Genomic DNA, 25,691 nt, shown 5'->3' with positions numbered 1-25,691 from the left:
CTACTGCCGCAGGCAGGTGAGATAGTGTTGCGCGGAGGCCAGCACGTTCTGTTTGGCCTGCTGTAGCATGTTCTGGCCCTCAAAGGCGCCGTATAGCCGTTCGAAACTGAGCGGCTTGATACGGGCGGCGATGGTACTGACTGCCGTAGCGGAGAGCGGCAGCATATTCGGATAGCTCCACATAAACGAGACGCGATCGGCACCCGGCGTCACCTGCAAAATATCGCCAGCCAGCAATACGCCACCGGCGTGGTTCCAGTGCAATACGCTGCCACCGGCAAAATGCCCGCCCAGCCGGACAATTTGAACATCCTGAGTCAGCGCCTGCGTTTCGCCATTCCACAATGTGATCGCCGGGCTGTCACGCATAATCCACGCGCTGTCATCAGCATGAAGATAGATGGGCGCATTGAAGGCGGCGGCCCAATCCTGCATGGTGGAATAGTAGTGCGGATGTGAAATCGCAATCGCTTTCAGGCCGCCCAGTGCTTCAATCAGCGTTTTGGTGGCATCATCCAGATTGGCAATGCAATCCCAAAGGATATTACCTTCGGCGGTACGCAGCAAAAGGGCACGCTGACCAATGGCAAATGTCGGCACGGTATTCAAACTTAATAGCCCTTTTTCCAATAACTGCCATTTATTGGTATGGGTAGCCTGTAGCTGCTTGTCAGAAAGCCACTGCTGCCCGGCGGCCGGTACATATTGCCGGTCATCCTCACAGATTTTACAGTGTTCGACCGGCGCAGCGTAAGACGTACCGCAGGTTTTGCATAGCTGGATCATCACTCCTCCCTGTCGCGTTGAGGCACGACGTTTGCTTAATGATGTCAGTATGGATGAAGTTTCCAGCTAGCATGTTGATAAAAGAGCCTTACTCAATCAGGAATACGGTGCGTTTTTTGCTGTCATCCTTATCCCATGCCTCCTTCACATCGCGGAGCGGAACCGGCGTGTAGTCAATGGTTAATTGGCCTGGTAATGCGGCGGCAAACATTTGCTGGGTTGCGGCAATCAGTTGTGACAACGGTAAACTACCAATGCCGCTGCCCATCAGTTGGATCGGCGCTGAACGCAACAGAGAGGAGGGCAGCGCAAGGGTATCACCGGTTAACGAGCCGGTCTGCACGTAGCGCATGGGATAATCACCGGCACGGGATTTCGCCAGTGCGGTTAAGATCATTAAGGCGCTGTCGCCCCAGAGATAATCTACCACCACATCAATGCGCTCAGCGGCGAGGGTAGCGAACTGTTGTTTGAGCGCCCCGGGATCTTCACTGAGCTGTACCGTGGCGTCGACATCCAGACTTTGCAGTACCGCTATGTTGCGCCCGGTCGCAATAATTTTTTTGGCACCGAGGTAGCGGGCGATTTGAACCGCCAGTTTGCCTGCGCTGCCGGTTGCACCGTTAATTAGTACCCTTTCACCTGGCTGTAGCCCGGCGCGGAAAACCAGCGAGGCCCAGGCCGACATGCCGGGGTTAGCCATGGCAGCGGCGCGTGCCGGGTCGAGGTTTTCCGGCAATAAAATGATGTTAGCGTTATCCACCACGGTAAATTGCGCCATCGCACCGAGCGGCGACGGCGGAAAAGCAAACCAAACCGCTCGTCCATCGGTCAGTGTTCCAACTCCGTCAATACCCACTACAAAAGGATAGACACCATCAAAACTATAATGATTACCAGAGGCACGGCTCTTTACGACATGGCTGATCGCCGCCGCGCTGACCTTTATCTGTTGTTGATTTTCCCCCGCCGAAGGTAACGCGAAGTCACCGTAGAATGGAGTTTCCCCGGGAGTGGCAACAATGGCGGCTTTCATAGAATTATTCCTCTTGTATGAGATATGTGTAAAATGCACATGGTTGATGCACTATAACTGAACGAGAAATATATGCAAGATGCACATATAAAGTATGATATTCGTACATTCCATGGCGCACTACTCGATATTCTCAGCGTCATGAATCATCCGCTACGCGATATTCAGTTACTGCGCGCGGCTGATGTCACCCTTGATCAGATTCTCTTTCCGCTACTGGTCAGTATTGAGCGCTTTGGGCCGATTGGCGTGGTGGAATTGGCCGACCGTATGGGGCGCGACTACACCACCGTCAGTCGGCAAATTAAAAAGCTGCAGGTACAAGAGTTGGTGGGGAGGCAAAGTAATCCTCATGATAAGCGCATGAGTGAGGTCGTGATTACTGAGAAAGGGAAAGCGATGACTGACCAAATCGACCAAGCGCGGCAGCAGTTAATGAACCGTTTATTTACCGACTGGCCGCCGGAAGAGGTACATCACTTGTTTCGCCTGGTTCGCCAGTATGCCGATAGCCTGATCGCAGCACGCGAGTGAGGGGGCAGGCTATCGGCTTTCTCAATGGAGGTTACCAGGGAACGACACGCCCCAGATAATCAAGATAGTGTAGTCCGCCACGACCCTGGTTAGCCGCGATGGTGTCGAGTAGCGCCGGGATACTTTCCTCAATGCTTAAGCGAGCCTCAGGGCCACCCATATCGGTACGGACCCAACCGGGCGCCATTAACAACAGGGTTCGTTGATCCGTTTCGTGGCGAGCGGCGAAACTACGCATAAACATATTGAGCGCCGCTTTGCTGCCGCGATACACCTCGTAATGGCCGTTAGTGTTGTTGGTCAGGCTGCCTTGTCCGGAAGACATAACGGCCAAGGTTCCTGTTGGCAGAACCCGATCTTGAAAACGCTCAATCACCCGCATTGGACTCAGTGCGTTAGTCACCATGACGCGGGTAAACTCCTCAGTGGAAACGTCAGCAATGGTTTCCCTATCATCGTTTTTCACGCCAGCGTTGACGAAAAGCATATCTAGCTGTCGCTCACGAAGTCGATCATACAGTGCATTCACTTGGTCTGGCTGGGTAATATCGACGGTTTCAACCGTGAGTTGTTGCGGATAGCGGGCGGCAAGTTGAACCAATTTGTCAGTAGAGGTCGCGCGACCGGTGGCGATCACGTTATCGCCTCGTTTGAGATACTCTTCTGCCATGGCAAAGCCCAAACCACGGGAAGCGCCAATCAACAGAACAGTGAGTTGCGAAGAGGAGGTTGGCATTATTGATGTCCTTTTACGGGGGTGATGACGCAACTATAGTTCGTTGTGAGATAAGGCGGAAGGCGCAGCATTTGCAGTTATAAACTGCACTAAACGCCTTCCCTGATATTACGCCGCAGGCTACTATAAGTGATGACTGAACCTGACCTTAATTTACTGATTGCACTGGATGCGCTGCTTACTGAAGGCAGTGTGATTGGTGCCGCGCGTCGTCTGGGATTAAGCGCTTCGGCAATGAGCCGGACACTCGGTAGGTTACGCGCGGTCACTGGCGATCCGCTGCTAGTGCGGGCAGGGCGTCAGATGGTATTGACGCCGCACGCCGAACAGATGCGTCAAGATGCGCAAAATGCGTTATCGGCGGCGCGGCGTGTGTTACGTCCGCCCGTATCAATCCTGAATTTATCAACGTTGGTACGCATCTTCACGCTGCGCACCAACGAGGGATTCGTTGCCGCATTTGGCGCAGCGCTAATTGCGGCAGCAGCAGCGGTCGCGCCTGGCGTGTGTTTGTGTTTTGCACCCAAACCAGAAAAGAGCGCCATGCCATTGCGTGAAGGCATCATTGATCTTGAGATTGGCGTTTTAGAGGAAATGGGACCGGAGATTCGGTTGCAGGCGCTGTTTCGGGATCGCTTTATTGGCGTAGTACGAAAAGGGCATCCGCTGGAAGCGGAGTCCAGGGTGAGCGCCGCGAGATATGCGGATTTCGGCCATGTTATTGCCTCACGTCGGGGGCGGGTGAAAGGGCCGGTAGACGATGCATTGGCGGCATTAGGCTTGAGTTGGCGCGTGGCGGCGGTGGTGCCGAATTTTCCCGCTGCATTGACGGTGGCGCAATCATCCGATTTGGTTGCGCTGGTGCCTGCTTCGCTGATGATGGCGTTGCCGGATGGGAAGGGCGTTTTTCATACTTTTGAGCTACCGGTCAAAACTAACCAGATTACGATATCGCAAATGTGGCATCCGCGAGTAGAGGCCGATCCGGCACATCGCTGGTTACGTCAGTTGGTGCTGCACGTTTGCCAGCAACAGGTGGCCCGTGAACGGTAATCGGTTTTCTGGTGCCAATAAAAAAGGATCTTTAACCGATCCTTTTATGCATGATTGACGATCAATGGCGAGTTAACGGCAACAGGTACCATTTAGTTTGCACAACAGGTCACAGGCAGGCCCGGAGATACCACCGTTACCGCTGTTGCCAACGCCATTTCCGGTGCTCGGGCCGCTATTACCTACGCCATTACCCGTTGCATCCGCTATAGCGTATAAGGGTGATGCACATAGCAGGCCAGCAATAAAAGTAGTGAGTACAAAACGCTTCATCATTATGTTTCCTTTGCTTTGGTATTTGCCAGATTTCCGACTGTTAAGTGGAAAACCGCTGGTACAAGTTCCCGTTTTTTTCTGACAATACCCACGCTCTGGATGATAAAACGCCTCCCAATTAGCTTCCCCAGCGGCTTTTAAGATAACTGACGGCTTCCTGGGTCTGTGGCTGGTTAAGATAGTTCTCTCTGAACAGAATCGTGCCATTGATTTGTGGCACAGACTCGTTGAGATCGAGCTGTTTCTTTAGCTCTGGCACGCCGCCATTTATCGTCCAGTCTGGCTCGTTTTTCGAAGGTTGGCCGACTTTGTACAATGCGATACCGATATACAGATGAGTGTGGGTCGGTTTTACTACCTCCGCCCACCATTTTGCCAACACATCATAACGCGCCGCATCGCGTGCGAAGGGCCAATATATCTGTGGAGCAATATAATCCAGTAGCCCTTGTTGTACCCAGCGGCGGGTATCGGCAAACGATTCATCATAAGCCGCCGCGCCACGGGTATCGGAACCTAACGGATCGTGCGAACGATTGCGCCATACGCCTGCGGGGCTAACACCGAACTCCACATTGGGTTTCAGTTGCTTGATGGTGCGCGAAACCTGTTCAATTAACTGCTGGGTGTTGTGCCGTCGCCAATCCGCTTTTGAAGCAAATCCCTGACCATATTTTTGGTAAGTTTGGCTGTCATTCAGCGCGGAACCCGCGGTTTCAGTATAGAAATAATCATCAAATTGCACGCCATCCACCGGGTAACGCGCAACGACTTCGGCGACAATGCTGGTGATCCAGTCCCGAACTTGTGGAATACCCGGATCAAGCACAAAACGATCGCCCGCGGTGCGTATCCACTCGCGATGCAGGACAAATATGCTGGATGGATGTAGCGCCAGGGTACGGTTCAGTTGCGCCACGGTTGAAGGTTTAGTATTAACCGCAACACGATAAGGATTAAACCAGGCATGCACTTTCATCCCGCGCTTATGCGCTTCATCAAGAATAAATTGCAGCGGGTCGTAACCCGGATCCTGACCAATATTGCCGGTTAACATATCAGACCATGGCAATATTTTCGAAGGCCAGAGCGCGGTGCCATCCGGTTTAACCTGAAAGAATACGGTATTAATGCCAAGGCTTTTCAGTTTATCCAGCTTGTTTTTCAATGCTTCCTGCTGCTGGCTAATACGTAACGCAGGGCTACTGGCATAAACGGAGGCTATCGGCGGCCAATCGAGGCGAGAAACTGTCGCGAGCCAAACACCACGTAGCGGAGTCTGAGGCTGTTGAGGCTTTGCCGGAAGTGGTTTAGTAACAGAAGGAAACGGCGTAACCAGAGAACGCGGCGGCTCTGAAGAGCAGCTCGCCAGTAAAAGCACGCAGCCGACCAGTGCGCCGACGCGTTTAACTTTAGTGGCGGACTGAAAGTGACGAGAACGGATGATGATAGGCTTCCTTTTTCTGGCAACTTCCTGGGAAAGATCATTCTCTTATTATTCGGACGTAAGTCAATGATTTAGACGCCAGATAAAGTAAGCGCAGTAAGCCGGTAAGTTAGTTAGCGCTGAAACGTGATATGGATAGTCCCGCTTTCAGCCGTCTCTGAAGTGACCTTATAACCGGCTTCCAGGCCGCGCAGATCATCCCATAGGCGTACACCTCCGCCCAGAAGAATGGGAGTGACGGCCACGTGAAGGTAATCAACGAGCCTGGCCTTAAGATAGTCGCGAACCATAGTCGGCCCGCCACCTATGCGAACATCTTTGCCATTGGCGGCTTCGACAGCCAGCTTTAGTGCCTCGACCGGATTTGCCGTAATGAAGTGGAAGGTGGTGCCGCCAGACATTTCGAGGGAAGGGCGCGGCGTGTTCGTCAAGACGAAAACGGGGCAGTGAAATGGAGGCTCGTCACCCCACCATCCTTTCCAGTTCGGATCGTCTGGGTAGTTATGCAGCCCAAACTTGCCGGCCCCCATGATCTCCGCGCCGATGTTCTCGAAATAATCCTTCGCATAAGCATCGTCCAGGCCTGTGGTGCCTTGGCCGCTGGTGTCATGCAGCACGCGCTCCTGGAACGTCTTTGTGGCAACATAGGCACCGACCAGGCGCGACCAATCCTCGCCAAATGGATTATCTGGAGTTTGGTCCGTCGTAGTTGCGAAACCATCGAGCGAGACAATAAGGTCAACACGTACCAACATTGAAATCCTCCAGGACACCACAAGGTTGTATGGGATAGGGTAGCGTAGCCCAATAATTAGGCAAGTGCCATTGCCGCGCCTAAACCTCTTACATCAAAAAATGCCGGGCTGACACTGGCAAAGCTTGGTTCTGATTGCCGGTGCCATGGCACAGTCTTATGGAGAAGATCTGTATCGGGAGGTCTTTAGCGGCTGACGGGAAAACAGCGCTCTGATGATTGACGAAGGGTAACGAATACGTTACCTTTTTTATGTCAATATTCAGGGGAAATAACCGTAGTGACAGCATTATTTAACCGCGATGCGTGGGTGACACTTATTGGTGAAGAGCCCGGCACCAAAGACGTTATGTTAAAAGAAGTGCGCAGACTGATTATTGCCGGAGATGTGGAAACGGCTAAAGTTATGCTAAGAACACTGATTACAGCAACCTGCGGTTTCCCGGTTATTTCGGGAGACGTAGGCAGGAACCCCAAATCAATCATGCGCATGTTAACACCGGATACCGACCCCGGAATTAAGGCATTTATGGCGGTAGTTAATGCCACCGAGCGTCAACTTACCATTAACCAGATGCCGGACACTGAGAGGTAAACGCAATGCAAAATAAATTATATAAAACCGATTTTTATGGCTGGACGCAGGAGCAGGCAGGCTTACTGCGAGACGGCAGGCTTTCCGAGATTGACGCTAAAAACCTGATGGAGGAAATAGAGAGCATGGGAGGAAGCGAACGCAGGGAACTTGAATCACGTCTTGAAGTGCTCTTTATGCATTTGCTCAAGTGGAAGTATCAGCCAGGCTATCGTGGTAAAAGTTGGACGCTGACCATTAAAGAGCAACGCCGGAAAATAAGCCGTCACCTTGAGAAAAATCCGTCACTGAAAAACAAGGCCGATGAGATGGCACAGGAATCCTACGGCGACGCCATATTATCCGCCGCGCGTGAGACCGGCCTTGAAGAAAACCTGTTTCCGGCCCATATGCCGTGGACGCTTGCGCAGGCGCTCGACCCGGATTTTCTGCCGGCGTAATCTGGCCGTCAGCATCCGGCGCGAAGCCCGGCATTGTCCGGGCTTTTTTGTACCCGTTGCGCTGAGATAAAAATGACGGGCTCAGGTGCAGATTTTCTCTCAGATTTCACGTAGCGACGCCGGTACAGTACGCAGCAGCCAGGCCGGAAGCGGGGTAGTAAAAATTTTATTTGTCGTACGGTATTGGTCGTTGAAACAGAAACGCGTAAAGCTAATCAATGGGGACAGGTGCAGGAGGAGAAAAGTATCTTGCCACGCCGGATTCGGCTCTTAGTTATCTAATTTAACATAATATACATTATGCGCATCAACATACATATAGAAGGAATCTAACGTGAATCGTTGACACTGGCCGTCAACTGTCTACTCTCGATGATGATTCAAAATCATCCGTTTACTCCGCACGAACCCGAATCAAGCGTCATTGACTTTGCGCCAACCAAACGGTACGTCCCTGACAATCTGGATCTTCTGCCACCATCTTTACAACATGAAACCCTTGTTCTGCTAAACGTTGCCGGTATTCTGCCGGTGCCAGGCTGGCATGATAAAGCGCTTCACCTTCAAACGTGCCGATTGCCTCACCACTATCGGGGCCACTGGTAAACATCAACGCTGCCCTGGCACTGGCGTACTGTCGAAATACCGTGAACATCTCGCGTTGATCTTCAGGCGTTAAGTGAAAAAAACTATCCCAGGCAATTACCCCATCAAACTTATCTGACAGGATTGGCTCTCTCATATCTGCGTGTATCCAGCGATGCTGCGGAAAATGTTGTTGGCAGCGTTCAATCATCGGCTTTGAACTATCGATACCGGTAACCTGAAATCCCTGACGGATAAAGTAATCTGCTATTGGCATCCCACTGCCGCAGCCGATATCCAGAATTTTTCCGTTGGTAGGTATCAGCCTCAAAAAGTCATCCAGCCAGGGCTGTTCAAACAGATTGGTTGGCCGTCGTTGCCAAAACGCTTTGGCGTGGCGTTGATAGATACCAATGATGTTCTTTGCCAGTGGATTGGTCATCGAATTACGCACTCTTATATGGCAATAGACTGTTTATTTATTTGAAAAATATCACTATTCCCAATTAATCATTTCATCCAAACCAGAAAGTAGCGCCGGAAAGTAGCGCCGGAAAGTAGCTCTGATCTATGCCAAAAGAATCTTTTATGATAACGCTTTCCGCAGGATTTTCAGGCCTGAGTGTTAATTTCACTGCAATAGTATTATTAGTCATGGGAATAAAACGAAGATTTAGCTGATTTTCTGTGCTGTCGAAGACTACTTCATGTGCTTTGTGCCCGCTGGAAACCTCTTGATAAAGAGAATAAATATCTTCTTTAAAATCAATAATTTCACCAACGCTGAATGATGTTTGATATTGCGCCTTTAACTCTGGAAGAGAGTATTCAACATATGTCCTTATCCAGTCATATGCTGGTGCTTCTGGGGTCTTTTGTCTTTCAAATGGCGAAATACGCAATGACCTTGAACCACTTACGATGTCAATCATGATAATTTCTCGTCATTTGTATAAAAAGTGAGTGATCGTCCAATCTTTTTCGCGGACCACCACTTCAAGTGTAAAGCGTTTATAGCAGTAATATCCTTTGCGAGATCTATCCTCTACCAGGCGATACATCTCTGTTTCAGTTCCTACGGCTACTCCTAAAAGTATTGAAAGTAACTACTCAAATTGCCCTCCTCAATTATCTATCACATTTCTCTTCTTCATTTTTACCATGTAGAAGCTGGATTATACATAAGGTTTATTTCTTCAACTCTCCTTTTATTCATATTAATTGTGCAAGAAATATAACCAACAAATGCGCTATCGCCTGTAATATTACCGGAAACGATATTTTTGCAGTAACTTTCTCTGTAGATTATCCATGTCTTTTGTTCATTTTTATATGACGCTTCAATTTTAGGCCTTAGGCTTTTTCTGTCAGAGTTGATGCTGTCATAAAAATCATAATCTTTTGAGTAAGTTATCTCTTTAAGTTTTTCTTCATATTTTTCAGTGAGCTTTTTATTAGATTTACTTAACGCATTATTAAGGCAATCATGATAATGACTCATACCGCCGTCCGTCTGGGATGCTTTAATGCAAAAATCATCTTCTTTGCTGTCAAGAATGGATGCGGGGCTACCTGCTTCCACTTCAGAAGCAAAGCTTTTAGATGGTGCTGAAAAAGTCAAAGCTATATATGACACAATCAAAAAAAATTTCATTTTCCCAAGACCCTTATTCTCCAAGAGCCCATTAATACTTCTCGCCAACAACGCTTATGGTTTGGAGCGCTCAATCTATAAAATATCACTATTCCCAATTAATCATTTCATCCAAACCAGAAAGTAGCGCCGGAAAGTAGCTCTGATCGAGGTAAAAGGTATCAGTAATTTTAACACTATCTGCGCTGTCCTCTGGTTTCATCATAATGTTTACCTCGGCAACATCAAGGTGACCAACCTGCTTAACCTGTAAGCTGAAGTGCCGTTCAACGCTGTCAAAATAAAAACCAGGATGAGGTTTTTGAGTGATTAGGCTTTCATAGAGAGAATGAAACTCACTCTTTAAATCAATAAGTTCTGATATGGAAAAAGCTGTACTGTATTGAATAGACAATTCTGGTAGTTCGTATTCCACAAACGTCTTGATCCAGTCTTCTGAAAGCTCCTCTTGTGAGGACTCTCTTTCATAAGGCGATAACTGAAATTTTAACGTTCCGACGGCTATATCAATCATTACTACTCCTAAAAGTATTGAAAGTGAGTGATTGTCCAGTCTTTTTCACGGACAAGGACCTCAAGAGTATATTTTTTATAATGATATATTCCTTTGGCTTGCTTGTTCTCAACGAGTCGATACATTTCAGTTTCATAACGAAAAAGTCCCGGCCTTTTTTTGGGATCAGACATTCTCCGTCCGTAACGGATCGCTTTCTCTTGAAGCTGCAAAGGTACATAGCGACCAGGGTTATACATATGCTTTGCAGCGGACTCTGTCATTTTTAGATTTCTGACAGACAAGCCAACTTTAAGTCGGCTACGCAGAAAACTGACAGTGGCTTGACTCAATTTAACGGTTATTGCTGTTTTCGCGCTGGTTTCTAACAGCGCCCTTCCCGCCCGAAACAGACGAAAAGCGCCAAATGCCAATAAAGCGAGATCTGTTGGGTCAATCAGCGGAGTTTCAAGTGGCGCTTCTTCAAGACGAACAGCAATGCCATCAATATCATAAATACGCCATAAGCCTGGAGCTTGTAAAACTGAATAACCAATACACATGCCGCTTTCATCATCGACAATCGGTTTTGAGTTATGTGGGAAAAAACGTGGGCGGATTTCGAAAAACTCTCCCGGCGGGAGTCTGGACTGAAAAGTGTAATAGCGACCGGGTTCTTCAATTCCTGCAAACCGTATTGTCATTATGGTAGTTTCCTTTTAACCGTTGATTCGTTCCTTTGATACTCGGGAACTACACTAAAAGAAAAGCTGATTACACTCAATCATTAACCGTTTTTTGTCTTAGGCCACAACCAGGACCGCCATGCCCACACCACATCAGCCGCTACACCTGTTCACCACAGCCACTCAGCGCTGGTTCGCCTCGGCTTTTGCCGGTGCGACAGCGGTTCAGCAACAAGCCTGGCAGGCAATCGACTCTGGCCAACATTGCCTGGTTATTGCACCGACCGGCTCGGGTAAAACGCTGGCGGCCTTCCTGCACGCGATTGATGCGTTGTTTACCGAACGGGCACAACAGACCGATAAGCATCGAAAGGCATCAGCGACCCGCATCCTCTATATTTCACCGGTCAAAGCGCTGGCAGCAGATGTACAACGTAACCTGCGCCTACCGTTGGAAGGCGTCTATGTCGAGCGCAAAAAACTGGGTGAACCTGAGATCGAAATTCGCGTGGGCATGCGCTCCGGCGACACCACGCCCTCGGAGCGCGGGAAACTATTGCGACGCCCTCCGGATATTTTGATCACTACCCCGGAATCCTTGTTCTTAATGCTGACGTCCAAAGCACGCACAACGCTATCCGGCGTGACAACCGTTATTATTGATGAAGTTCATGCGGTTGCAGGCGGCAAACGCGGTTCGCATTTGGCATTAAGCCTCGAACGCCTTGACCGTCTGTTACCTCAACCCGCCCAACGTATTGGGCTCTCGGCGACCGTGCGCCCGGTAGAACGCGTGGCGAACTTTCTGGGCGGCGTCCAGCCCACGCAAGTGGTGAATCCGCCCTCGGAACGCAAATTACAGCTTAAGGTGGCGGTACCGGTAGAGGATATGACTGATTTGTCAGGGCGTTTCGATCAGCCCGACAGTAAAACCGCCAGCAGCACCGGCTCGATCTGGCCCTCAATTGAGGCCGACATTTTGGCGCAAGTATTAGCACGCCGGGCGACGATTATTTTCGCCAATTCGCGCGGATTGGCGGAAAAACTGACCGCCCGGCTGAATGAGCGCTATGCACAGCAGCAAAACGACACGCCTGGTCCGGCAACGCCACAGGTTCACTACCTCTCCTCCAATGGCAGTACCGAGAAACGCAGCGAAGGTTTGCCCGCCGAGCTTGCCCGTTCGCATCACGGCTCGGTTTCCAAAGAGCAACGTTTGCAGATTGAATCAGCGCTCAAAAACGGTGAGCTGCGATGTGTAGTGGCAACGTCCAGCCTGGAGCTAGGCATCGATATGGGCTTGGTTGATTTAGTGATCCAGGTTGGCGCACCGCCGTCGGTCGCCAGTGCGCTGCAACGGGTGGGTCGCGCCGGTCACCAGGTCGGCGGTATCTCCAGCGGGATAGTCTATCCGCGTACTCGCCGCGATTTAGTTGATGCCTGCGTAACCGTACACAGCATGCGAACCGGCGATTTGGAAGCCATAGAGCCACCGCATAATCCGCTGGATATTCTGGCGCAGCAAACGGTAGCCGCCGTTTCAATCGAGCCGCTGCAGATTGAAGACTGGTTCGCTACCGTACGGCGTTCAGATCCCTTCCGTTCCCTGCCACGCAGCGTTTTTGACGCCACCTTAGATATGCTTTCCGGCAAATACCCTTCGGATGATTTTGCCTCCTTTCGGCCCCGCCTGGTGTGGGACAGAAACAGCGGCATGTTAACCGCCCGTCCCGGCGCGCAACATCTGGCGGTCACCAGCGGCGGAACCATTCCCGATCGAGGCTTATTTAGCGTGATGCTACCGGAAGGTGAAGAGCAATCGGGCTCACGGCGCGTCGGCGAACTGGATGAGGAGATGGTGTATGAGTCACGCGTGAATGACATTATCACGCTCGGTGCCAGTTCATGGCGGATACAGCAAATCACCCACGACCAGGTGATTGTCATTCCGGCGCCCGGGCGCTCTGCCCGGCTACCTTTCTGGCATGGTGAAGGGCCGGGGCGTGCAGCCAGCTTAGGTGAAACCATCGGCGCATTTTTACGTGAAACCGAAGCCGCCCTCGAAGATAGCCTCGCACGGGAAAAACAGATAACCCAATGGCAACAAGATGGATTGGATCGCGCTGCGGTGAACAATTTGTTGACGTTGGTGAAGGAACAACGTGAATCTACCGGCCTACTGCCGACTGATCGCACCTTGCTGATTGAACGTTGCCGCGACGAGAGCGGCGATTGGCGAGTTATTCTTCACTCTCCGTATGGGCAGCGAGTACATGCGCCGTGGGCATTAGCGGTCGCAGAACGCATTCGGCGCCACATGGGGCTCGACCCGGCCGTCGTGTCCAGTGATGATGGGATTGTTGCACGTTTTCCCGATAGCGAAAGGCAGGTACCTGGCGCGGAGCTTTTTTTATTTGAACCGGAACCGTTACAACAAACCGTGGCAGATGCGGTAGGGGGTTCAGCGCTGTTTGCCGCTCGGTTTCGAGAATGCGCCGCCCGTGCGCTGTTATTGCCACGGCGTAATCCCGGCAAACGATCGCCGCTTTGGCAACAACGGCTCCGGGCCGGACAGCTGCTGGAGGTGGCACGCGAATACCAGGATTTCCCGATCCTGCTCGAAACCGCTCGCGAATGTTTGCAGGATGTTTACGATTTACCAGCGCTTCATCATCTCATGTCGCGCATTCAACGTGATGAGGTGCAGTTTGCCGAAGTGACGACCGAAACGCCCTCGCCTTTTGCCGCACCGCTATTATTTGGCTACGTAGCGGAATTTATGTACGCCAGCGATGCGCCATTAGCCGAACGTCGCGCTTCCTTATTGGCGCTGGACAGTAAATTACTGAGTGACCTGGTTGGTCAGGTCGATATGGCCGGGCTGCTGGATGAAACCGTCATTGAACGCGTAGGTCAGGAACTCCAGCGCACCGCACCCAATTATCGCGTCAGCACGATTGAGAACGTGGTCGATCTGCTGCGTGAGTTGGGGCCACTCTCATCGGAACAGATTGCGGCGCGTTTGGATGCGGAGCAACCTCATTTGATCAACGAGCTGACTACGCTCGAAAACGCGCAGCGGATTTTTCAATTAAACCTTAGCGGTGAAGTGCGTTGGGCGGTGATCGAAGATGCGGCACGCCTGCGGGATGCATTAGGTATTCGCCTGCCGAAAAAGGTACCGGACGCTTTTCTTGTCCCGGTCGCGCATCCATTACGCGACTTGGTTAGCCGCTATGCTCGCACACATACGCCCTTCTCAACGCTGCAATTGGCGCGCCATCTCGGATTAGGTAGCCATCTGGTGGAACAGGAACTGGAGCGCTTACGTGAACAGGGAAAAGTGTTGCACGGTGATTTTGGTCTGCCGCCGACCTTGGTTGAAACAGACGGCGAACATCCGTCGCCGGAAGGAAAACAGTGGGTCGCCGAAGAGGTGTTTCGCCGCTTGCGCGTGCGTTCATTGCAGGCTGCCCGCAATGCTACCCGTCCGGTGGCGCAAACCGCCTATGTCACGCTGTTGTTGGAACGTCATGGCGTGCTCAATGAAACCGCACATCGCGATAGCCCAACCATCGGCGCTTACCAGGGCGTCAACGGCGTCGCGCGTGTCATTGAGCAATTAGCCGGTGTCCCGCTACCGGCTTCCCTTTGGGAGGCACAGATCTTACCCGCGCGCGTGCGGGATTATCAGCCCGCGATGTTGGATGAGTTACTGTCCTCCGGTGAAGCTATCTGGACCGGGCACAAAGCATCGGGTCATCGCGATGGTCTGATCTCACTGCATCTGAGTGAATTTGCCGCTGAGACACTGCCGCTTCGTTTAGATAATCCATCGGCGGAACTGTCGGTCCTGCAGCAGGCTATTCTGTCTCAACTGGCGTCAGGCGGCGGCTGGTTTATCCGGCAACTGTATGCGCAATCCAACCCGCAGGGTGAACCGGGAGAACTGACCGCCGCACTGTGGGATCTGGTTTGGGACGGTTATGTTACTAGCGATACATGGGCCGCAGTGCGCATGCTGACCAGCAGCACGCCACAACGTGCGCGAGCCGCACGTCCGCTACGCACCCGCCGTGGGCGTTATAGCCCAACCGGCTATCATCGTCCGGCGTCAACCGTGGCTACCGGTCCGGGTATGCATGCCATGCCCGGGCGCTGGTCATTAGTCCCTCACGACCCTGCCGATCCGGCGCCACGGGCCTTAGCGTGGGTGGAAAATATGCTCGACCGCTATGGCGTTATCACCCGCGGCGCTGCGGTTAATGAACAAGTTCCCGGCGGATTCCCGGCGTTGCAGCCGGTGCTGAGGAGCATGGAAGATGCGGGGAAATTGTTGCGCGGGCGCTTTGTTGATGGGCTGGGCGCAGCGCAATTTGCGGATAATCTCACCATTGATCGGTTGCGGATAGTCGCGGATAAACCCGCCAAACAGCCGGCGTTCGTCGCTCTGGCGGCACTGGACCCGGCCAATCCTTTTGGAACCATTCTTAACTGGCCGAACAGTCTTGCGGGCAACCGCCCGACACGGCGCCATGGCGCATGGGTAGTGATTGGTCAGGGAAGTCTTTTGCTTTATCTGGCCCAGGGCGGAAAAGATCTATTGAGTTTTAAGGCGATGGATGAAACATGGCTACCCGAGGCCTGCCGCGCTTTAGGCGATGCGTTGAAGCGCGAAAAACACCTCTCTTTTACGTTAGAAACGGTGGATGGCCAGCCGGTCGGATCATCAGCGCTGGTTTACGCGCTGCGGGAAGCTGGTTTCTCACGCGTACCAAAAGGTTATAGCTGGTACGGCTAGCAAAAAGGGCATCGCTGCCCTTTTCATTGCCACTTATTGTTCTTCCAGCCCGCGATTAATCAACATCGGTTCAATTTCGGGATCATGCCCGCGCCAGTCGTGATAGAGCTGTTTCAGATCGCTACTGTTTCCGCGTGACAAGATCATATCGCGAAAACGCTGCCCGTTTTCTCGGGTTAGCCCACCATGCTCGGTAAACCATGCAAAACCATCATCGGCGAGCATTTGTGTCCAAAGATAGGCGTAATAACCGGCGGCATAACCATTGCCCCAAATATGCTGGAAGTAGCTTGAGCGGTAGCGTGGTGGGACTGCTGGCAGATTGAGATTATCCGCCGCCAACGCCTGCTGCTCAAAACGGTCGGCATCTTGCAACGGCGCAGTGGCCGGTAAGCTATGCCAGTGCATATCCAGTAACGCTGCGGCTAACAGCTCGGTCATGTCATACCCTTTATTAAACTTATCCGCCTTGATGATTTTATCGTGAAGCGCCTGTGGCATTTCGGCGCCGGTTTGGTAGTGACGGGCGAAATGTTTAAATACCTGCGGATCACTTGCCCAATGCTCGTTGAACTGTGAAGGGAACTCAACAAAATCACGCGGCGTTTCGGTACCGGAAATGCTCGGGTAGCGTTGCGCGGCAAACATGCCGTGGAGAGCATGACCAAACTCATGAAACAGGGTAATGACATCATCCCACGAGAGCAGCGCTGGCTGGCCTGCCACAGGCTTGTTAAAGTTAGCGACATTGTAAATCACCGGCTTGCTGTGCAGCAGTGTGGATTGCTCGACAAAATTACTCATCCACGCCCCGCCGCCTTTATTATCTCGCTTAAAGTAGTCGGTATAGAATAACGCCAGTGATTTGCCGTCTTTATCAAACACTTCGTAAACCCGTACATCCGGCTGATAGACTGGAATATCCTTACGTAGTTTGAATGTAATGCCATACAGTTGGTTAGCTGCGTAAAACACGCCGTTTTCTAATACATTATTTAGCTCAAAATAGGGTTTAATCTGCGCAGCATCCAGCGCGTATTTCTCACGCCGCACCTGCTCTGCATAAAAACTCCAGTCCCAAGCTGCCAGTGTGAAGCCACCTTTTTGGCGATCGATAACCGCTTGAATATCAGCCGCTTCACGTTTCGCGCGGGCGGTCGCGGCAGGTACAATCTTGCGCATAAATGCCAACGCGGTGTCCGGCGTTTTCGCCATTTGATCCTGTAACTTCCATTCGGCGTAACTGTTAAAGCCTAACAATTTAGCCTGTTGAGCGCGTACTTGTGCTAAACGGGTAATCAGTTGACGAGTATCGTTACTATCGCCTTTTTCGGCCCGGTTCCAGGACGCGTTGAACAGCGCCTCACGCGTGGCGCGGTCGTGCAGGCTTTGCAGGTCGGGTTGCTGGGTCGTATTTTGCAACACCAATAGCCAGCGGTCATGTAATCCACGTGCGTTTGCCGCCTCACTGGCGGCGGCGATTTCACTTTCGCTTAAGCCAGATAGTTTTGACCGTTCATCAATATTAAGAGCACCCTGTTTGGTGGCTGCCAACAAGCGATTGGTAAATTGGGTGCTGAGCGTTGCCGCTTCCTGATTCAGCGTTTTTAACGCGCTTTTATCCTTATCACTCAGGCTGGCGCCAGCCAGTTGAAAGGCTTGCCAGGTCACCTCAATTAAGCGCCGGGATTCCGAATCTAGTGACAACGTCACTCGTTGCTGATACACCTTATCAAGGCGTGCAAACAATTTGCCGTTGAGTTTAATCTCATCGTCCAACGCAGCGAGGCGTGGCGAGGTTTCTTCGTCGATTTTTTGTAGCGTCTGGTTGGTATTTGCCGAGGTCATCGCGCTAAATACATTTAATACGCGCTTTAGCATTTGCCCGCTTTTTTCCAACGCCAGGTAGGTATTTTCAAAGGTTGGCGGTGCCGGATCATCGGCTATCGCCGCCACCTCCTCTCTTTTCTCAGCCATACCGGCCTTGATCGCCGGTAGATAGTCGGCATCATGAATGCGGTCAAACGGCGGAGCCTGAAAAGGCAAATCGCTCGGTTGGCTAAAAGGGTTTTGTTGTTCACCAGACATCATCGTCTCCCGATCGTTTTTTTCCGCCGCCTGACTGGCGAACGTACTGCTACATAGCGCCAGACTGCTGGCAAGAAACCAGATTGATAATCGCATATCCTTACACTCCTTTTCCGTGCTAAAAAGCGATAACAGGGTTAATCTCCGCTGTTTAACCCGCTTAAAAGTGACAATGTCACATTAATATAGAAGCGTATTTCACGCCTTTTATAATCGTAGAAGAGATCTCTCTTTTCGTGAGGATGCGGCTTCACGTCATCAAGAACCGTAACGTAAAAAAGGTAACCCGTTTTTCAATCAGGTGCTAAGGTAATTACACTCTAAAAGCCGTTAAGGAACAGCGAGATGATTATTTTTGTTACTGGCGCGACCGCCGGTTTTGGTCAAAGTATCACCCGACGTTTCGTTGCTGCGGGCCACAACGTTATCGCCACCGGTCGCCGTACTGAGCGCTTACAGGCGCTAAAAGAGGCGCTGGGCGAAAACGTCTATCCTCTGCAACTTGATGTACGCAACCGTGCCGCCATTGAGGAAGCGGTCGCCAGCTTGCCGCCAGAATGGCGCAATATCGATGTGTTGGTTAACAATGCCGGGCTGGCGTTGGGAATTGAACCCGCTCACAAGGCCAGCGTGGAAGATTGGGAGAATATGATCGACACCAATACCAAAGGGTTGGTGTATATGACCCGCGCGTTGCTGCCAGCCATGGTGGAGCGTAACGTGGGGCATATTATCAATATTGGTTCCACCGCCGGTAACTGGCCGTATGCGGGCGGAAACGTTTATGGCGCGACCAAAGCCTTTGTGCGCCAGTTTAGCCTCAATCTACGTACCGATTTACACGGTACCGCGCTACGCGTGACCAATATTGAGCCGGGATTGGTTGGCGGAACGGAGTTCTCCAATGTGCGTTTTAAAGGCGATGACGATAGAGCCGGTAAAGTGTACCAAGGCACTGAAGCGTTAACCGCCGACGATGTTACCGAAGCGGTGTGGTGGGTGGCGACCTTGCCAAAGCATGTCAATATCAACACGTTAGAAATGATGCCAGTCAGCCAGGCAACGGCCGGGCTGAACGTGTATAAACCGTAATAACGATGCGGGTGCGGCCTCTGCCGCGCCCGCTAACCTCTCCCCCTTCAGGCTTTGCCCCAGCCTGCGACAATAATCAGCATCCCGCAAAATGCAACCAGCGCGCCCAGCCAGTCCCAATGGGATAATCTGACCCCGTCAACGACTCGTAGCCACAGCAGCGCTGTCATCACATAGACGCCTCCATAAGCTGCGTAAACGCGGCCGCTGGCAGCGGGATGTAAGGTTAATAGCCAGACAAATGCCATCAGGCTCAATGCCGCCGGGATTAACACCCAAATGGTTACCCCTTTCTTCAGCCAGAGCCAGGGTAAAAAACATCCGACGATTTCTGCTATCGCGGTGAGAAAAAATAACAGCGCCGTTTTGACCATCATGCAAGCCGCCTCTCAGAAAGTTAAACAAACCATGCTGTCGGCTGGTGAGTAAATAAGCGCCGATGATATAATAAAAAAGGTTGTCACGGCATCCGTGGTTCGAATGTCGGCTTTAAACTTAAGGAATTGATGATGAAAACTCTGCAAAAACGCCTGTTATCCGCCCTGCTGCCGCTGGCGTTATTGGGCGGAATATTGGCTGTGCCGCCAGCAACGGCCAGAACCGACCGGCTGGTGATTGAAAATGGCAATAATGCGATGAGTAATGAAGAGGCGCGTCAGAGCAAGGAACAGTGGGACGATACGCGTTCGCTGCGTAAAAAAGTGAATACACGTGTCGAAAAAGAGTTTGATAAAGCCGATCACGCGTTCGATACCCGCGACGCGTGTGAAAAAAGCTATAACGTTAATGCCTATTGGGAACCCAACACCTTGCGTTGTTTGGACCGTTCTACCGGTCGCCCGGTTACCCCTTGATTGAGTGGGAACTGCTATAGTTATCGCAGGTTTTTAGCAAAAGGATGATGTGATGAAAGCGACGAAGTGGATGTTAACTGCCCTGCTGTTCACGGTACCGATTGCGGTTCAGGCCTCTTGTGAATCGGTAAAGGCGGATATCAGTAAAAAAATCATTGGCAACGGCGTGCCGGAATCCGGCTTTTCTCTTGATATTGTCCCTAACGACCAGGCCGATCAGGCTGGCGGGCAGGTCGTTGGCCATTGTGAGAATGACACGCAGAAAATTGTCTACAAACGCACTGGCGGCGACAGCGATACCGGCGTACCGGCTGACGCTGGCACCACCCAGGATGCGCCTTCACAGTAACACGCGCCTTCGAGGTGCCGCTTTGCGACACCTCGGTTTTCTCTTCCTGCACACTACTCCGGCCTTCTTTTAGGCAAGCCACGCGCGACAAACCAACTCAGTAATGCAATTAGCACCGACACGGCAAACACCCAGTGTAGCGAAGCCGCAATTTGCGTGATCATCTGATCGAGTGCATGGTCAGCAATCTCTGCCCGTTGTCCCGGCGACATAATACGTTGCACCGGGTCTTGCTGGCCTGGCAACCGTTGCAACAGATTATAATTCAGTACCGCACCCATGATCGCAGTACCCAATGCAGAGCCCAGCATGCGGCTAAACATAATTGACGCCGTACAGATCCCACGGATATGAAAATCGGCGCTGTTTTGTACCGAAACCAAAAAGGTAGTGCTGGTTAACCCCATACCGGTACCAATAACAAACGCAAAGCACCCGGCGCTAAGCACCGAACTGTCGGCCCGTAAGGTGAGTAATAATGCGGTACCAACAATCAGCATAAATGCCCCTAGCTGACCGGTAAAACGGTAGGAGGTGCGTAGCATTAAATGGCCGCTGAGCGTGCTGGCAAGCGGCCAGCCAATCGACATCATCGCCAGCGTGCTCCCTGCCTGCAGAGGAGAACCGCCGTTAATTCCCTGGATCCAGGTAGGAAGGAAAGCGCTGATCCCCATCATCGCGGCACCAATGATCAGGTTACCGGCATTGCCAGCGACAATGACTTTACTGCGCCAGATAGCCAGCGGAAATAATGGCGCATCCGCGCGCTGCTCGTGCCGCAGCAGAATATAGCCGGTGACGGCGGCCAGCACGAGAAATGCCAGCGACCAGTAGCCAAGCGCTTCGGCCTGGAGTAGTGCGACCAAGAGTGCGGAGACACAAATCATTAACCAGGCGCTACCGGCAATATTCAGCCGTTGCGGATGTTCGGTGTGGTGCGGAGGAAGCCAGCGCGCCAGCATTAACATAGAGATAATACCAATCGGTACATTGACCCAAAAAATCAGCGCCCAATTAAAATGCTGCACAATCCAGGCGCCGGTCAGCGGCCCGATAATGGCAGAAACGCCCCACACGCTGGAGAGCCATCCCTGAATACTGGCGCGTTCTTTCGGTGAATACACATCGGCGACAATAGTGGACGTGAGCGGCATAATCGCGCCGGCGCCAAGCCCTTGAAACGCGCGAAATAAGATTAGCCAGCCCATACTATTCGCGAAGCCGCACAGTACCGAGCCCAGCAAAAACAGCGCGGTTCCGATAAAGAACACCCGCTTTCTCCCCCACAAATCCGCCAGACGACCATAGACGGGTACACAGACCGCCTGCGTCAGCAGATAAATGGAGAACACCCAGCCAAACTGCGAGAAACCGCCGAGTTCGGCGATAATCGTCGGCATTGCGGTTGCGACAATTGTGACTTCAATGGCAGCCATAAACATGGCCAGCATGCAGGCAATTAAAATCCAGTGACGATGCTCAACTCGTTGTTGCACGTTTTCAGACATAGGGTTCCTTTTCTTTTTTGTTAGTCTGGCCGAAAGTCGTGTAATCCAATTGCCTCTGCGTGCGCTGCTTCGTTCTTTCGTGACATTGTCACTAAAACCTCGCAATTTTTATCGAATTTACGCTTAGACCAGTTATTACGCAGCTTGCCCGCGCTTTTTCCGGAAAGTATCTTCCTGATTTTACCCATAAAAGTTGGCAGTTAGGCGTTTACGCTGCTATAGCTTTAAAAGCACTAACCAGATTTATCGGTTAAGTGTGTAAAAAGTAGCATTTTTTACTGCTCGACGCGGGCGCAGCCGGTTTTGGAAATTGTGTGCAGGATTATTTTGCAATTTCTGTCGATGCGCCACCTTCATGGCATAACAAGGGTTTCCTTCCGACTCCCGGTGGAAGTGAAATCCAATGTGGTATCAGGGAGAACCTTACCCATGCAAAACTCAACGCTGGCTAAGCGTGCAGCACTGGCCGTGCTGTTCATTATTGTGGTGCTCGGTCTGCTGATTTATGGTTTGGGCATTAACACCATTAAGGCTCGTCAGGTCGATTTGGTGTATCTCGGTCAACAGCATCTCTTCCTGGTGTTTTGGTCGATGTTCTTCGCCCTCTTAATCGGCATCCCCAGCGGCATTATTCTTAGCCGTCCCTTCGCCCGCCACTGGGCGGAATATGTGATGCAAATTTTCAACGTCGGTAACACTCTGCCGCCATTGGCGGTATTGGCGCTCGCCATGGTGGTTATTGGCATTGGGGATACGCCTGCGGTGATCGCCCTATTCCTGGCTTCTCTTTTGCCGATTGTTCGTAACACCTACACCGGTCTTATCAGCGTTCAGCCTGCTTTAATTGAAGCGGCTAACGGGATTGGCATGACCAAAATGCAGCGTCTACGTCAGGTAGAACTGCCTAATGCCTGGCCGGTGATGTTGTCCGGTATCCGTGTCGCTACCGCGATCAATGTCGGTACTGCGCCGCTGGCCTTCTTAATTGGCGCCAGTAGTTACGGTGAGCTGATCTTCCCCGGTATCTATTTGAACGATTTTCCGACGTTAATTTTAGGCGCTGCCGCCACTGCGCTGTTTGCCTTGATTCTCGATATGTTGCTGGCCGGGCTGGGGCGTTGGTTAAGCCCGCATACTGCCAGCTAAAACAATAATAAGGAGCTTTGCTATGGCAAACGCCAACACATTATTACGCCGGGTTCGTCATACTGCCCTCGCGCTGGTGGCTTCGCTGGCCCTCAGTAGCGCTGCCAGCGCCGCGCCGCTGGTCTTCGCAACCAAGAGTTTTACCGAGCAACATATCCTGTCGGCGATGACCGTGATGTGGCTACAGAAGAAAGGTTTTCAGGTGGAACCGAAAACCAATATCGCCACCACCATTGGCCGCAACGCGATGCTGAATAAGCAGATCGATTTGACGTGGGAGTATACCGGTACTTCGTTGATAATTTTTAACCATATCACCAAGCCGATGTCCTCTAAAGAGGCGTATGACACGGTGAAAAAACTGGATGCCAAAGTCGGCCTCGTGTGGCTTGATCCGGCGCCGATGAATAACACCTACGCTTTCGCCATGACGCGGGCGCGGGCGGAAAAAGAGCATATCAACACCATGTCGCAGTTGGTGGCGAAAGTGGAATCGGTACGTAAGAATGATCCGGACCACAATTGGATGCTGGGCCTGGACTTAGAATTTTCCGGGCGTTCTGATGGGCTAAAACCATTACAGAAGGCCTACAACATGCCGCTTGATCGTCCGCAAATTCGTCAGATGGATCCCGGTTTGGTGTACAACGCGGTACGTGATGGTTTTGTCGATGCTGGCTTGATCTATACCACTGATGGACGGGTTAAAGGGTTCGATCTCAAGGTGCTGGAGGATGATAAACACTTCTTCCCCAGCTATAACGTAACGCCGGTAGTACGTAAAGATGTGCTGGATTCTCACCCAGGCTTGGCCGCTGCGCTTAACCAGCTCTCCCCGCTGCTGACCAATGAGGCGATTACCGAATTAAACAAACGCGTTGATATTGATCATCAATCTCCCGAGCGGGTTGCCCGCGATTTCCTGAAATCTAAAGGCATGCTGTAAGGAGGCGTTATGGATACTATTCACTACATTATTGATAACTGGGCTTATTTATTAACGCTGACCGGGCAACATCTCTGGTTGGTGGCGCTAGCGGTGGGGTTCGCCATTATTATTGGCGTCCCGCTGGGGATCTTAATCGTGCGTTTTAAATGGCTGGCAACGCCGGTGTTAGGCCTTGCCACCATTGTGCTCACCATTCCCTCCATCGCGCTGTTTGGCTTAATGATCCCGCTCTTCTCGATGATTGGTCAGGGGATTGGCGTGGTTCCCGCCGTAACAGCGGTATTTCTCTATTCGCTGCTGCCAATTGTACGTAATACCCATACCGCTCTGGAAAACATTCCGGGTGGCTTGCGCGAGGCAGGACGCGGAATTGGCATGACATTTTGGCAGCGCCTGCGCTGGGTGGAAATTCCGATGGCGTTACCGGTTATTTTTGGCGGCATACGCACCGCCGTGGTCATGAATGTCGGCGTAATGGCTATCGCGGCGGTTATTGGTGCCGGAGGCTTGGGGCTGTTGCTGCTGGATGGTATTAGCGGAAGTGATATCCGCATGTTGATCGCTGGCGCGTTAATGATTTGTTTGCTGGCCATTATTCTTGACTGGCTGCTGCATCGTCTGCAGTTGGCGTTGACTCCTAAGGGGATTCGATAATGATAAAACTGGAAAACCTGACGAAAACCTTTACGCAAAAAAACGGTACCGCCTTTAACGCGGTCGATAACGTGAGTTTGAATGTCCCTGAAGGTGAAATGTGCGTGCTGCTTGGCCCTTCCGGTTGCGGGAAGACCACCACGCTAAAAATGATTAACCGCCTGATTCCGGCAACCAGCGGCAAGGTCTTGATCAATGGCGAAGATACCAGCGGTCAGGACACCGTAACCTTACGTCGTAATATTGGTTATGTGATTCAACAGATTGGTCTGTTCCCTAATATGACCATTGAAGAAAACATTACCGTAGTACCGCGGATGCTGGGCTGGGATAAAAAACGCTGTACCGAACGTGCCAGCGAACTGATGAGTATGGTAGCGCTGGACCCGAAAAAATTCCTTAACCGTTATCCAAAAGAGATGTCCGGCGGGCAGCAGCAACGTATTGGCGTGATTCGCGCGCTGGCGGCAGATCCGCCGGTGTTGCTGATGGATGAACCCTTTGGCGCCGTTGACCCGATTAACCGAGAAGTGATTCAAAATGAGTTTCTCGATATGCAACGCCAGTTGAAGAAAACCGTCATGCTGGTGAGCCACGATATTGATGAAGCACTAAAGCTCGGCGATCGTATTGCGGTATTTGGTCAAGGGAAAATCGTGCAGTGCGCCAGTGCCGATGAGCTGTTAGCGAAACCGGCAAATGAATTTGTTGGCTCTTTCGTCGGTCAAGACCGCACGCTGAAACGCCTATTGTTGGTGCAGGCAGGCGATGTGACCGATCAGCAACCTACAATTACCGTCCATCGCTCTACCCCGCTGTCGGAAGCCTTTGGCACCATGGATGACAACGATATGCGTTCAATAACCGTGGTGGATGAAGACGGTAAGCCGTTAGGTTTTGTGAAGCGTCGCGAAGCGCGCGGTGCCAGTGGACGGTGTGAAGAGATGCTACATAAGTTTTCGGTAACCGGCAAAGCAGAAGAGAACCTGCGCGTGGTGCTTTCAAAACTGTATGAGCACAACTTGGTTTGGATGCCGATCGTCGATGAAGAGGGCCGCTATAGCGGCGAAATTTCACAGGATTATATTGCAGATTACCTCAGCTCCGGCCGTACACGCCGCGCGCTTAATCCGTAATCCACTGTCAGACGGGCGAGAAAACCTCGCCCGTTTTTT

General features: G+C 51.6%; 26 protein-coding genes. 12 read left to right on the top strand and 14 right to left on the bottom strand.

Annotation, left to right across the window (positions count from 1 at the left end; translation table 11 throughout):
* Positions 1–786 (bottom strand): MBL fold metallo-hydrolase, encoded by a 786-nt coding sequence (locus PMPD1_RS11115; protein ID WP_173634094.1) that lies wholly within the window; start codon positions 784–786, stop codon positions 1–3.
* Between the two features lie 88 nt (positions 787–874).
* Positions 875–1,822 (bottom strand): quinone oxidoreductase family protein, encoded by a 948-nt coding sequence (locus tag PMPD1_RS11110; protein WP_173634093.1) that lies wholly within the window; start codon positions 1,820–1,822, stop codon positions 875–877.
* 72 nt (positions 1,823–1,894) lie between these two features.
* Between PMPD1_RS11110 and PMPD1_RS11105 the strand changes: the two genes are divergently transcribed.
* The gene (locus PMPD1_RS11105) at positions 1,895–2,356 is read left to right on the top strand and encodes a MarR family winged helix-turn-helix transcriptional regulator (protein ID WP_173634092.1); all 462 of its coding nucleotides are present in this window, start codon (positions 1,895–1,897) and stop codon (positions 2,354–2,356) included.
* A 31-nt stretch (positions 2,357–2,387) separates the two neighbouring features.
* Here PMPD1_RS11105 and PMPD1_RS11100 read toward each other — a convergent pair whose 3' ends face one another.
* On the bottom strand, positions 2,388–3,092 hold the full coding sequence (locus PMPD1_RS11100) for an SDR family NAD(P)-dependent oxidoreductase (RefSeq protein WP_173634091.1): 705 nt from the start codon (positions 3,090–3,092) through the stop codon (positions 2,388–2,390).
* A 132-nt stretch (positions 3,093–3,224) separates the two neighbouring features.
* On the opposite strand from PMPD1_RS11100, the gene PMPD1_RS11095 reads away from it, so the two are divergent.
* Positions 3,225–4,145, top strand: a complete 921-nt coding sequence (locus PMPD1_RS11095; protein WP_173636195.1) for a LysR family transcriptional regulator — start codon at positions 3,225–3,227, stop codon at positions 4,143–4,145.
* 72 nt (positions 4,146–4,217) lie between these two features.
* Here the strand turns inward: PMPD1_RS11095 and PMPD1_RS11090 are convergent, their stop codons facing one another.
* The 3 genes from PMPD1_RS11090 to PMPD1_RS11080 all read right to left on the bottom strand — a co-directional run bounded on the left by PMPD1_RS11090 (position 4,218) and on the right by PMPD1_RS11080 (position 6,623).
* Positions 4,218–4,421, bottom strand: coding sequence for a hypothetical protein (locus PMPD1_RS11090; protein WP_173634090.1), 204 nt, complete (start codon positions 4,419–4,421; stop codon positions 4,218–4,220).
* Positions 4,422–4,539: 118 nt separating this feature from the next.
* The gene (locus tag PMPD1_RS11085) at positions 4,540–5,814 is read right to left on the bottom strand and encodes a glycoside hydrolase family 10-like protein (RefSeq protein WP_354292902.1); all 1,275 of its coding nucleotides are present in this window, start codon (positions 5,812–5,814) and stop codon (positions 4,540–4,542) included.
* A 167-nt stretch (positions 5,815–5,981) separates the two neighbouring features.
* Positions 5,982–6,623, bottom strand: a complete 642-nt coding sequence (locus PMPD1_RS11080; RefSeq protein ID WP_173634089.1) for a dihydrofolate reductase family protein — start codon at positions 6,621–6,623, stop codon at positions 5,982–5,984.
* Between the two features lie 279 nt (positions 6,624–6,902).
* Here PMPD1_RS11080 and PMPD1_RS11075 point away from each other — a divergent pair, with 279 nt between their 5' ends.
* Both PMPD1_RS11075 and PMPD1_RS11070 read left to right on the top strand, forming a co-directional pair.
* Entirely contained in the window at positions 6,903–7,217 is a 315-nt protein-coding gene (locus tag PMPD1_RS11075) for a hypothetical protein (protein ID WP_354292861.1), read from the top strand.
* Positions 7,218–7,222: 5 nt separating this feature from the next.
* Complete coding sequence (locus PMPD1_RS11070; RefSeq protein ID WP_173634088.1) at positions 7,223–7,657, top strand: DUF29 domain-containing protein; 435 nt, start codon at positions 7,223–7,225, stop codon at positions 7,655–7,657.
* Positions 7,658–8,078: 421 nt separating this feature from the next.
* On the opposite strand, the gene PMPD1_RS11065 is transcribed toward PMPD1_RS11070, so the two are convergent.
* From PMPD1_RS11065 to PMPD1_RS11045, 5 genes are all read right to left on the bottom strand, one after another.
* Positions 8,079–8,684 carry a class I SAM-dependent DNA methyltransferase gene (locus tag PMPD1_RS11065; RefSeq protein WP_173634087.1) on the bottom strand — a complete coding sequence of 202 codons (606 nt, stop codon included), beginning with the start codon at positions 8,682–8,684 and terminating at the stop codon, positions 8,079–8,081.
* Positions 8,685–8,757: 73 nt separating this feature from the next.
* Positions 8,758–9,174: a WapI family immunity protein gene (locus PMPD1_RS11060; RefSeq protein WP_173634086.1), complete on the bottom strand. Its 417-nt coding sequence runs from the start codon at positions 9,172–9,174 to the stop codon at positions 8,758–8,760.
* A gap of 224 nt (positions 9,175–9,398) precedes the next feature.
* Positions 9,399–9,896 (bottom strand): lysozyme inhibitor LprI family protein, encoded by a 498-nt coding sequence (locus PMPD1_RS11055; protein ID WP_173634085.1) that lies wholly within the window; start codon positions 9,894–9,896, stop codon positions 9,399–9,401.
* 88 nt (positions 9,897–9,984) lie between these two features.
* Positions 9,985–10,410 carry a WapI family immunity protein gene (locus PMPD1_RS11050; RefSeq protein WP_173634084.1) on the bottom strand — a complete coding sequence of 142 codons (426 nt, stop codon included), beginning with the start codon at positions 10,408–10,410 and terminating at the stop codon, positions 9,985–9,987.
* Between the two features lie 8 nt (positions 10,411–10,418).
* Positions 10,419–11,093 (bottom strand): hypothetical protein, encoded by a 675-nt coding sequence (locus PMPD1_RS11045; RefSeq protein WP_354292859.1) that lies wholly within the window; start codon positions 11,091–11,093, stop codon positions 10,419–10,421.
* A 121-nt stretch (positions 11,094–11,214) separates the two neighbouring features.
* On the opposite strand from PMPD1_RS11045, the gene PMPD1_RS11040 reads away from it, so the two are divergent.
* Positions 11,215–15,876: an ATP-dependent helicase gene (locus PMPD1_RS11040; RefSeq protein WP_173634083.1), complete on the top strand. Its 4,662-nt coding sequence runs from the start codon at positions 11,215–11,217 to the stop codon at positions 15,874–15,876.
* Positions 15,877–15,909: 33 nt separating this feature from the next.
* Here the strand turns inward: PMPD1_RS11040 and dcp are convergent, their stop codons facing one another.
* The gene (gene dcp / locus PMPD1_RS11035) at positions 15,910–18,060 is read right to left on the bottom strand and encodes a peptidyl-dipeptidase Dcp (RefSeq protein WP_173634082.1); all 2,151 of its coding nucleotides are present in this window, start codon (positions 18,058–18,060) and stop codon (positions 15,910–15,912) included.
* Between the two features lie 249 nt (positions 18,061–18,309).
* Between dcp and ydfG the strand changes: the two genes are divergently transcribed.
* Entirely contained in the window at positions 18,310–19,056 is a 747-nt protein-coding gene (gene ydfG / locus PMPD1_RS11030) for a bifunctional NADP-dependent 3-hydroxy acid dehydrogenase/3-hydroxypropionate dehydrogenase YdfG (RefSeq protein ID WP_173634081.1), read from the top strand.
* Positions 19,057–19,103: 47 nt separating this feature from the next.
* Here ydfG and PMPD1_RS11025 read toward each other — a convergent pair whose 3' ends face one another.
* Positions 19,104–19,430 (bottom strand): YnfA family protein, encoded by a 327-nt coding sequence (locus PMPD1_RS11025; RefSeq protein ID WP_173636191.1) that lies wholly within the window; start codon positions 19,428–19,430, stop codon positions 19,104–19,106.
* 135 nt (positions 19,431–19,565) lie between these two features.
* Between PMPD1_RS11025 and PMPD1_RS11020 the strand changes: the two genes are divergently transcribed.
* On the top strand, positions 19,566–19,910 hold the full coding sequence (locus PMPD1_RS11020; protein ID WP_173636190.1) for a DUF1283 family protein: 345 nt from the start codon (positions 19,566–19,568) through the stop codon (positions 19,908–19,910).
* Positions 19,911–19,962: 52 nt separating this feature from the next.
* Positions 19,963–20,259 (top strand): DUF1161 domain-containing protein, encoded by a 297-nt coding sequence (locus PMPD1_RS11015; protein WP_173634080.1) that lies wholly within the window; start codon positions 19,963–19,965, stop codon positions 20,257–20,259.
* A gap of 53 nt (positions 20,260–20,312) precedes the next feature.
* On the opposite strand, the gene PMPD1_RS11010 is transcribed toward PMPD1_RS11015, so the two are convergent.
* The gene (locus PMPD1_RS11010) at positions 20,313–21,767 is read right to left on the bottom strand and encodes an MDR family MFS transporter (protein WP_173634079.1); all 1,455 of its coding nucleotides are present in this window, start codon (positions 21,765–21,767) and stop codon (positions 20,313–20,315) included.
* A 429-nt stretch (positions 21,768–22,196) separates the two neighbouring features.
* Here PMPD1_RS11010 and osmY point away from each other — a divergent pair, with 429 nt between their 5' ends.
* From osmY to osmV, 4 genes are read left to right on the top strand one after another with little or no spacing between them, the layout of a single operon-like run.
* Complete coding sequence (gene osmY / locus PMPD1_RS11005) at positions 22,197–22,913, top strand: osmoprotectant ABC transporter permease OsmY (RefSeq protein ID WP_173634078.1); 717 nt, start codon at positions 22,197–22,199, stop codon at positions 22,911–22,913.
* Positions 22,914–22,935: 22 nt separating this feature from the next.
* Complete coding sequence (locus tag PMPD1_RS11000) at positions 22,936–23,859, top strand: glycine betaine ABC transporter substrate-binding protein (RefSeq protein WP_173634077.1); 924 nt, start codon at positions 22,936–22,938, stop codon at positions 23,857–23,859.
* Between the two features lie 9 nt (positions 23,860–23,868).
* A complete protein-coding gene (osmW, locus tag PMPD1_RS10995) occupies positions 23,869–24,516 on the top strand; it encodes an osmoprotectant ABC transporter permease OsmW (protein WP_173634076.1) in 648 nt (215 codons plus the stop codon).
* The gene (gene osmV, locus PMPD1_RS10990) at positions 24,516–25,652 is read left to right on the top strand and encodes an osmoprotectant ABC transporter ATP-binding protein OsmV (RefSeq protein ID WP_173634075.1); all 1,137 of its coding nucleotides are present in this window, start codon (positions 24,516–24,518) and stop codon (positions 25,650–25,652) included. Before osmW ends, osmV begins: the two co-directional genes overlap by 1 nt.
* Positions 25,653–25,691 lie beyond the last annotated feature (39 nt).

Origin of the sequence: Paramixta manurensis (genome assembly GCF_013285385.1) — a bacterium.
Taxonomy (GTDB): domain Bacteria; phylum Pseudomonadota; class Gammaproteobacteria; order Enterobacterales; family Enterobacteriaceae; genus Paramixta; species Paramixta manurensis.
The sequence above is the reverse complement of the archived record's forward strand: the minus strand, read 5'-3'. Positions and strand labels throughout refer to the sequence as shown.

Coding starts and splice junctions, on each gene's coding strand:
- PMPD1_RS11115 (WP_173634094.1), bottom strand. CDS start 786: ATGATCCAGCTATGCAAAACCTGCGGTACGTCTTACGCTGCGCCGGTC.
- PMPD1_RS11110 (WP_173634093.1), bottom strand. CDS start 1,822: ATGAAAGCCGCCATTGTTGCCACTCCCGGGGAAACTCCATTCTACGGT.
- PMPD1_RS11105 (WP_173634092.1), top strand. CDS start 1,895: ATGCAAGATGCACATATAAAGTATGATATTCGTACATTCCATGGCGCA.
- PMPD1_RS11100 (WP_173634091.1), bottom strand. CDS start 3,092: ATGCCAACCTCCTCTTCGCAACTCACTGTTCTGTTGATTGGCGCTTCC.
- PMPD1_RS11095 (WP_173636195.1), top strand. CDS start 3,225: ATGACTGAACCTGACCTTAATTTACTGATTGCACTGGATGCGCTGCTT.
- PMPD1_RS11090 (WP_173634090.1), bottom strand. CDS start 4,421: ATGATGAAGCGTTTTGTACTCACTACTTTTATTGCTGGCCTGCTATGT.
- PMPD1_RS11080 (WP_173634089.1), bottom strand. CDS start 6,623: ATGTTGGTACGTGTTGACCTTATTGTCTCGCTCGATGGTTTCGCAACT.
- PMPD1_RS11070 (WP_173634088.1), top strand. CDS start 7,223: ATGCAAAATAAATTATATAAAACCGATTTTTATGGCTGGACGCAGGAG.
- PMPD1_RS11065 (WP_173634087.1), bottom strand. CDS start 8,684: ATGACCAATCCACTGGCAAAGAACATCATTGGTATCTATCAACGCCAC.
- PMPD1_RS11060 (WP_173634086.1), bottom strand. CDS start 9,174: ATGATTGACATCGTAAGTGGTTCAAGGTCATTGCGTATTTCGCCATTT.
- PMPD1_RS11055 (WP_173634085.1), bottom strand. CDS start 9,896: ATGAAATTTTTTTTGATTGTGTCATATATAGCTTTGACTTTTTCAGCA.
- PMPD1_RS11050 (WP_173634084.1), bottom strand. CDS start 10,410: ATGATTGATATAGCCGTCGGAACGTTAAAATTTCAGTTATCGCCTTAT.
- PMPD1_RS11045 (WP_354292859.1), bottom strand. CDS start 11,093: ATGACAATACGGTTTGCAGGAATTGAAGAACCCGGTCGCTATTACACT.
- PMPD1_RS11040 (WP_173634083.1), top strand. CDS start 11,215: ATGCCCACACCACATCAGCCGCTACACCTGTTCACCACAGCCACTCAG.
- dcp (WP_173634082.1), bottom strand. CDS start 18,060: ATGCGATTATCAATCTGGTTTCTTGCCAGCAGTCTGGCGCTATGTAGC.
- ydfG (WP_173634081.1), top strand. CDS start 18,310: ATGATTATTTTTGTTACTGGCGCGACCGCCGGTTTTGGTCAAAGTATC.
- PMPD1_RS11025 (WP_173636191.1), bottom strand. CDS start 19,430: ATGGTCAAAACGGCGCTGTTATTTTTTCTCACCGCGATAGCAGAAATC.
- PMPD1_RS11020 (WP_173636190.1), top strand. CDS start 19,566: ATGAAAACTCTGCAAAAACGCCTGTTATCCGCCCTGCTGCCGCTGGCG.
- PMPD1_RS11015 (WP_173634080.1), top strand. CDS start 19,963: ATGAAAGCGACGAAGTGGATGTTAACTGCCCTGCTGTTCACGGTACCG.
- PMPD1_RS11010 (WP_173634079.1), bottom strand. CDS start 21,767: ATGTCTGAAAACGTGCAACAACGAGTTGAGCATCGTCACTGGATTTTA.
- osmY (WP_173634078.1), top strand. CDS start 22,197: ATGCAAAACTCAACGCTGGCTAAGCGTGCAGCACTGGCCGTGCTGTTC.
- PMPD1_RS11000 (WP_173634077.1), top strand. CDS start 22,936: ATGGCAAACGCCAACACATTATTACGCCGGGTTCGTCATACTGCCCTC.
- osmW (WP_173634076.1), top strand. CDS start 23,869: ATGGATACTATTCACTACATTATTGATAACTGGGCTTATTTATTAACG.
- osmV (WP_173634075.1), top strand. CDS start 24,516: ATGATAAAACTGGAAAACCTGACGAAAACCTTTACGCAAAAAAACGGT.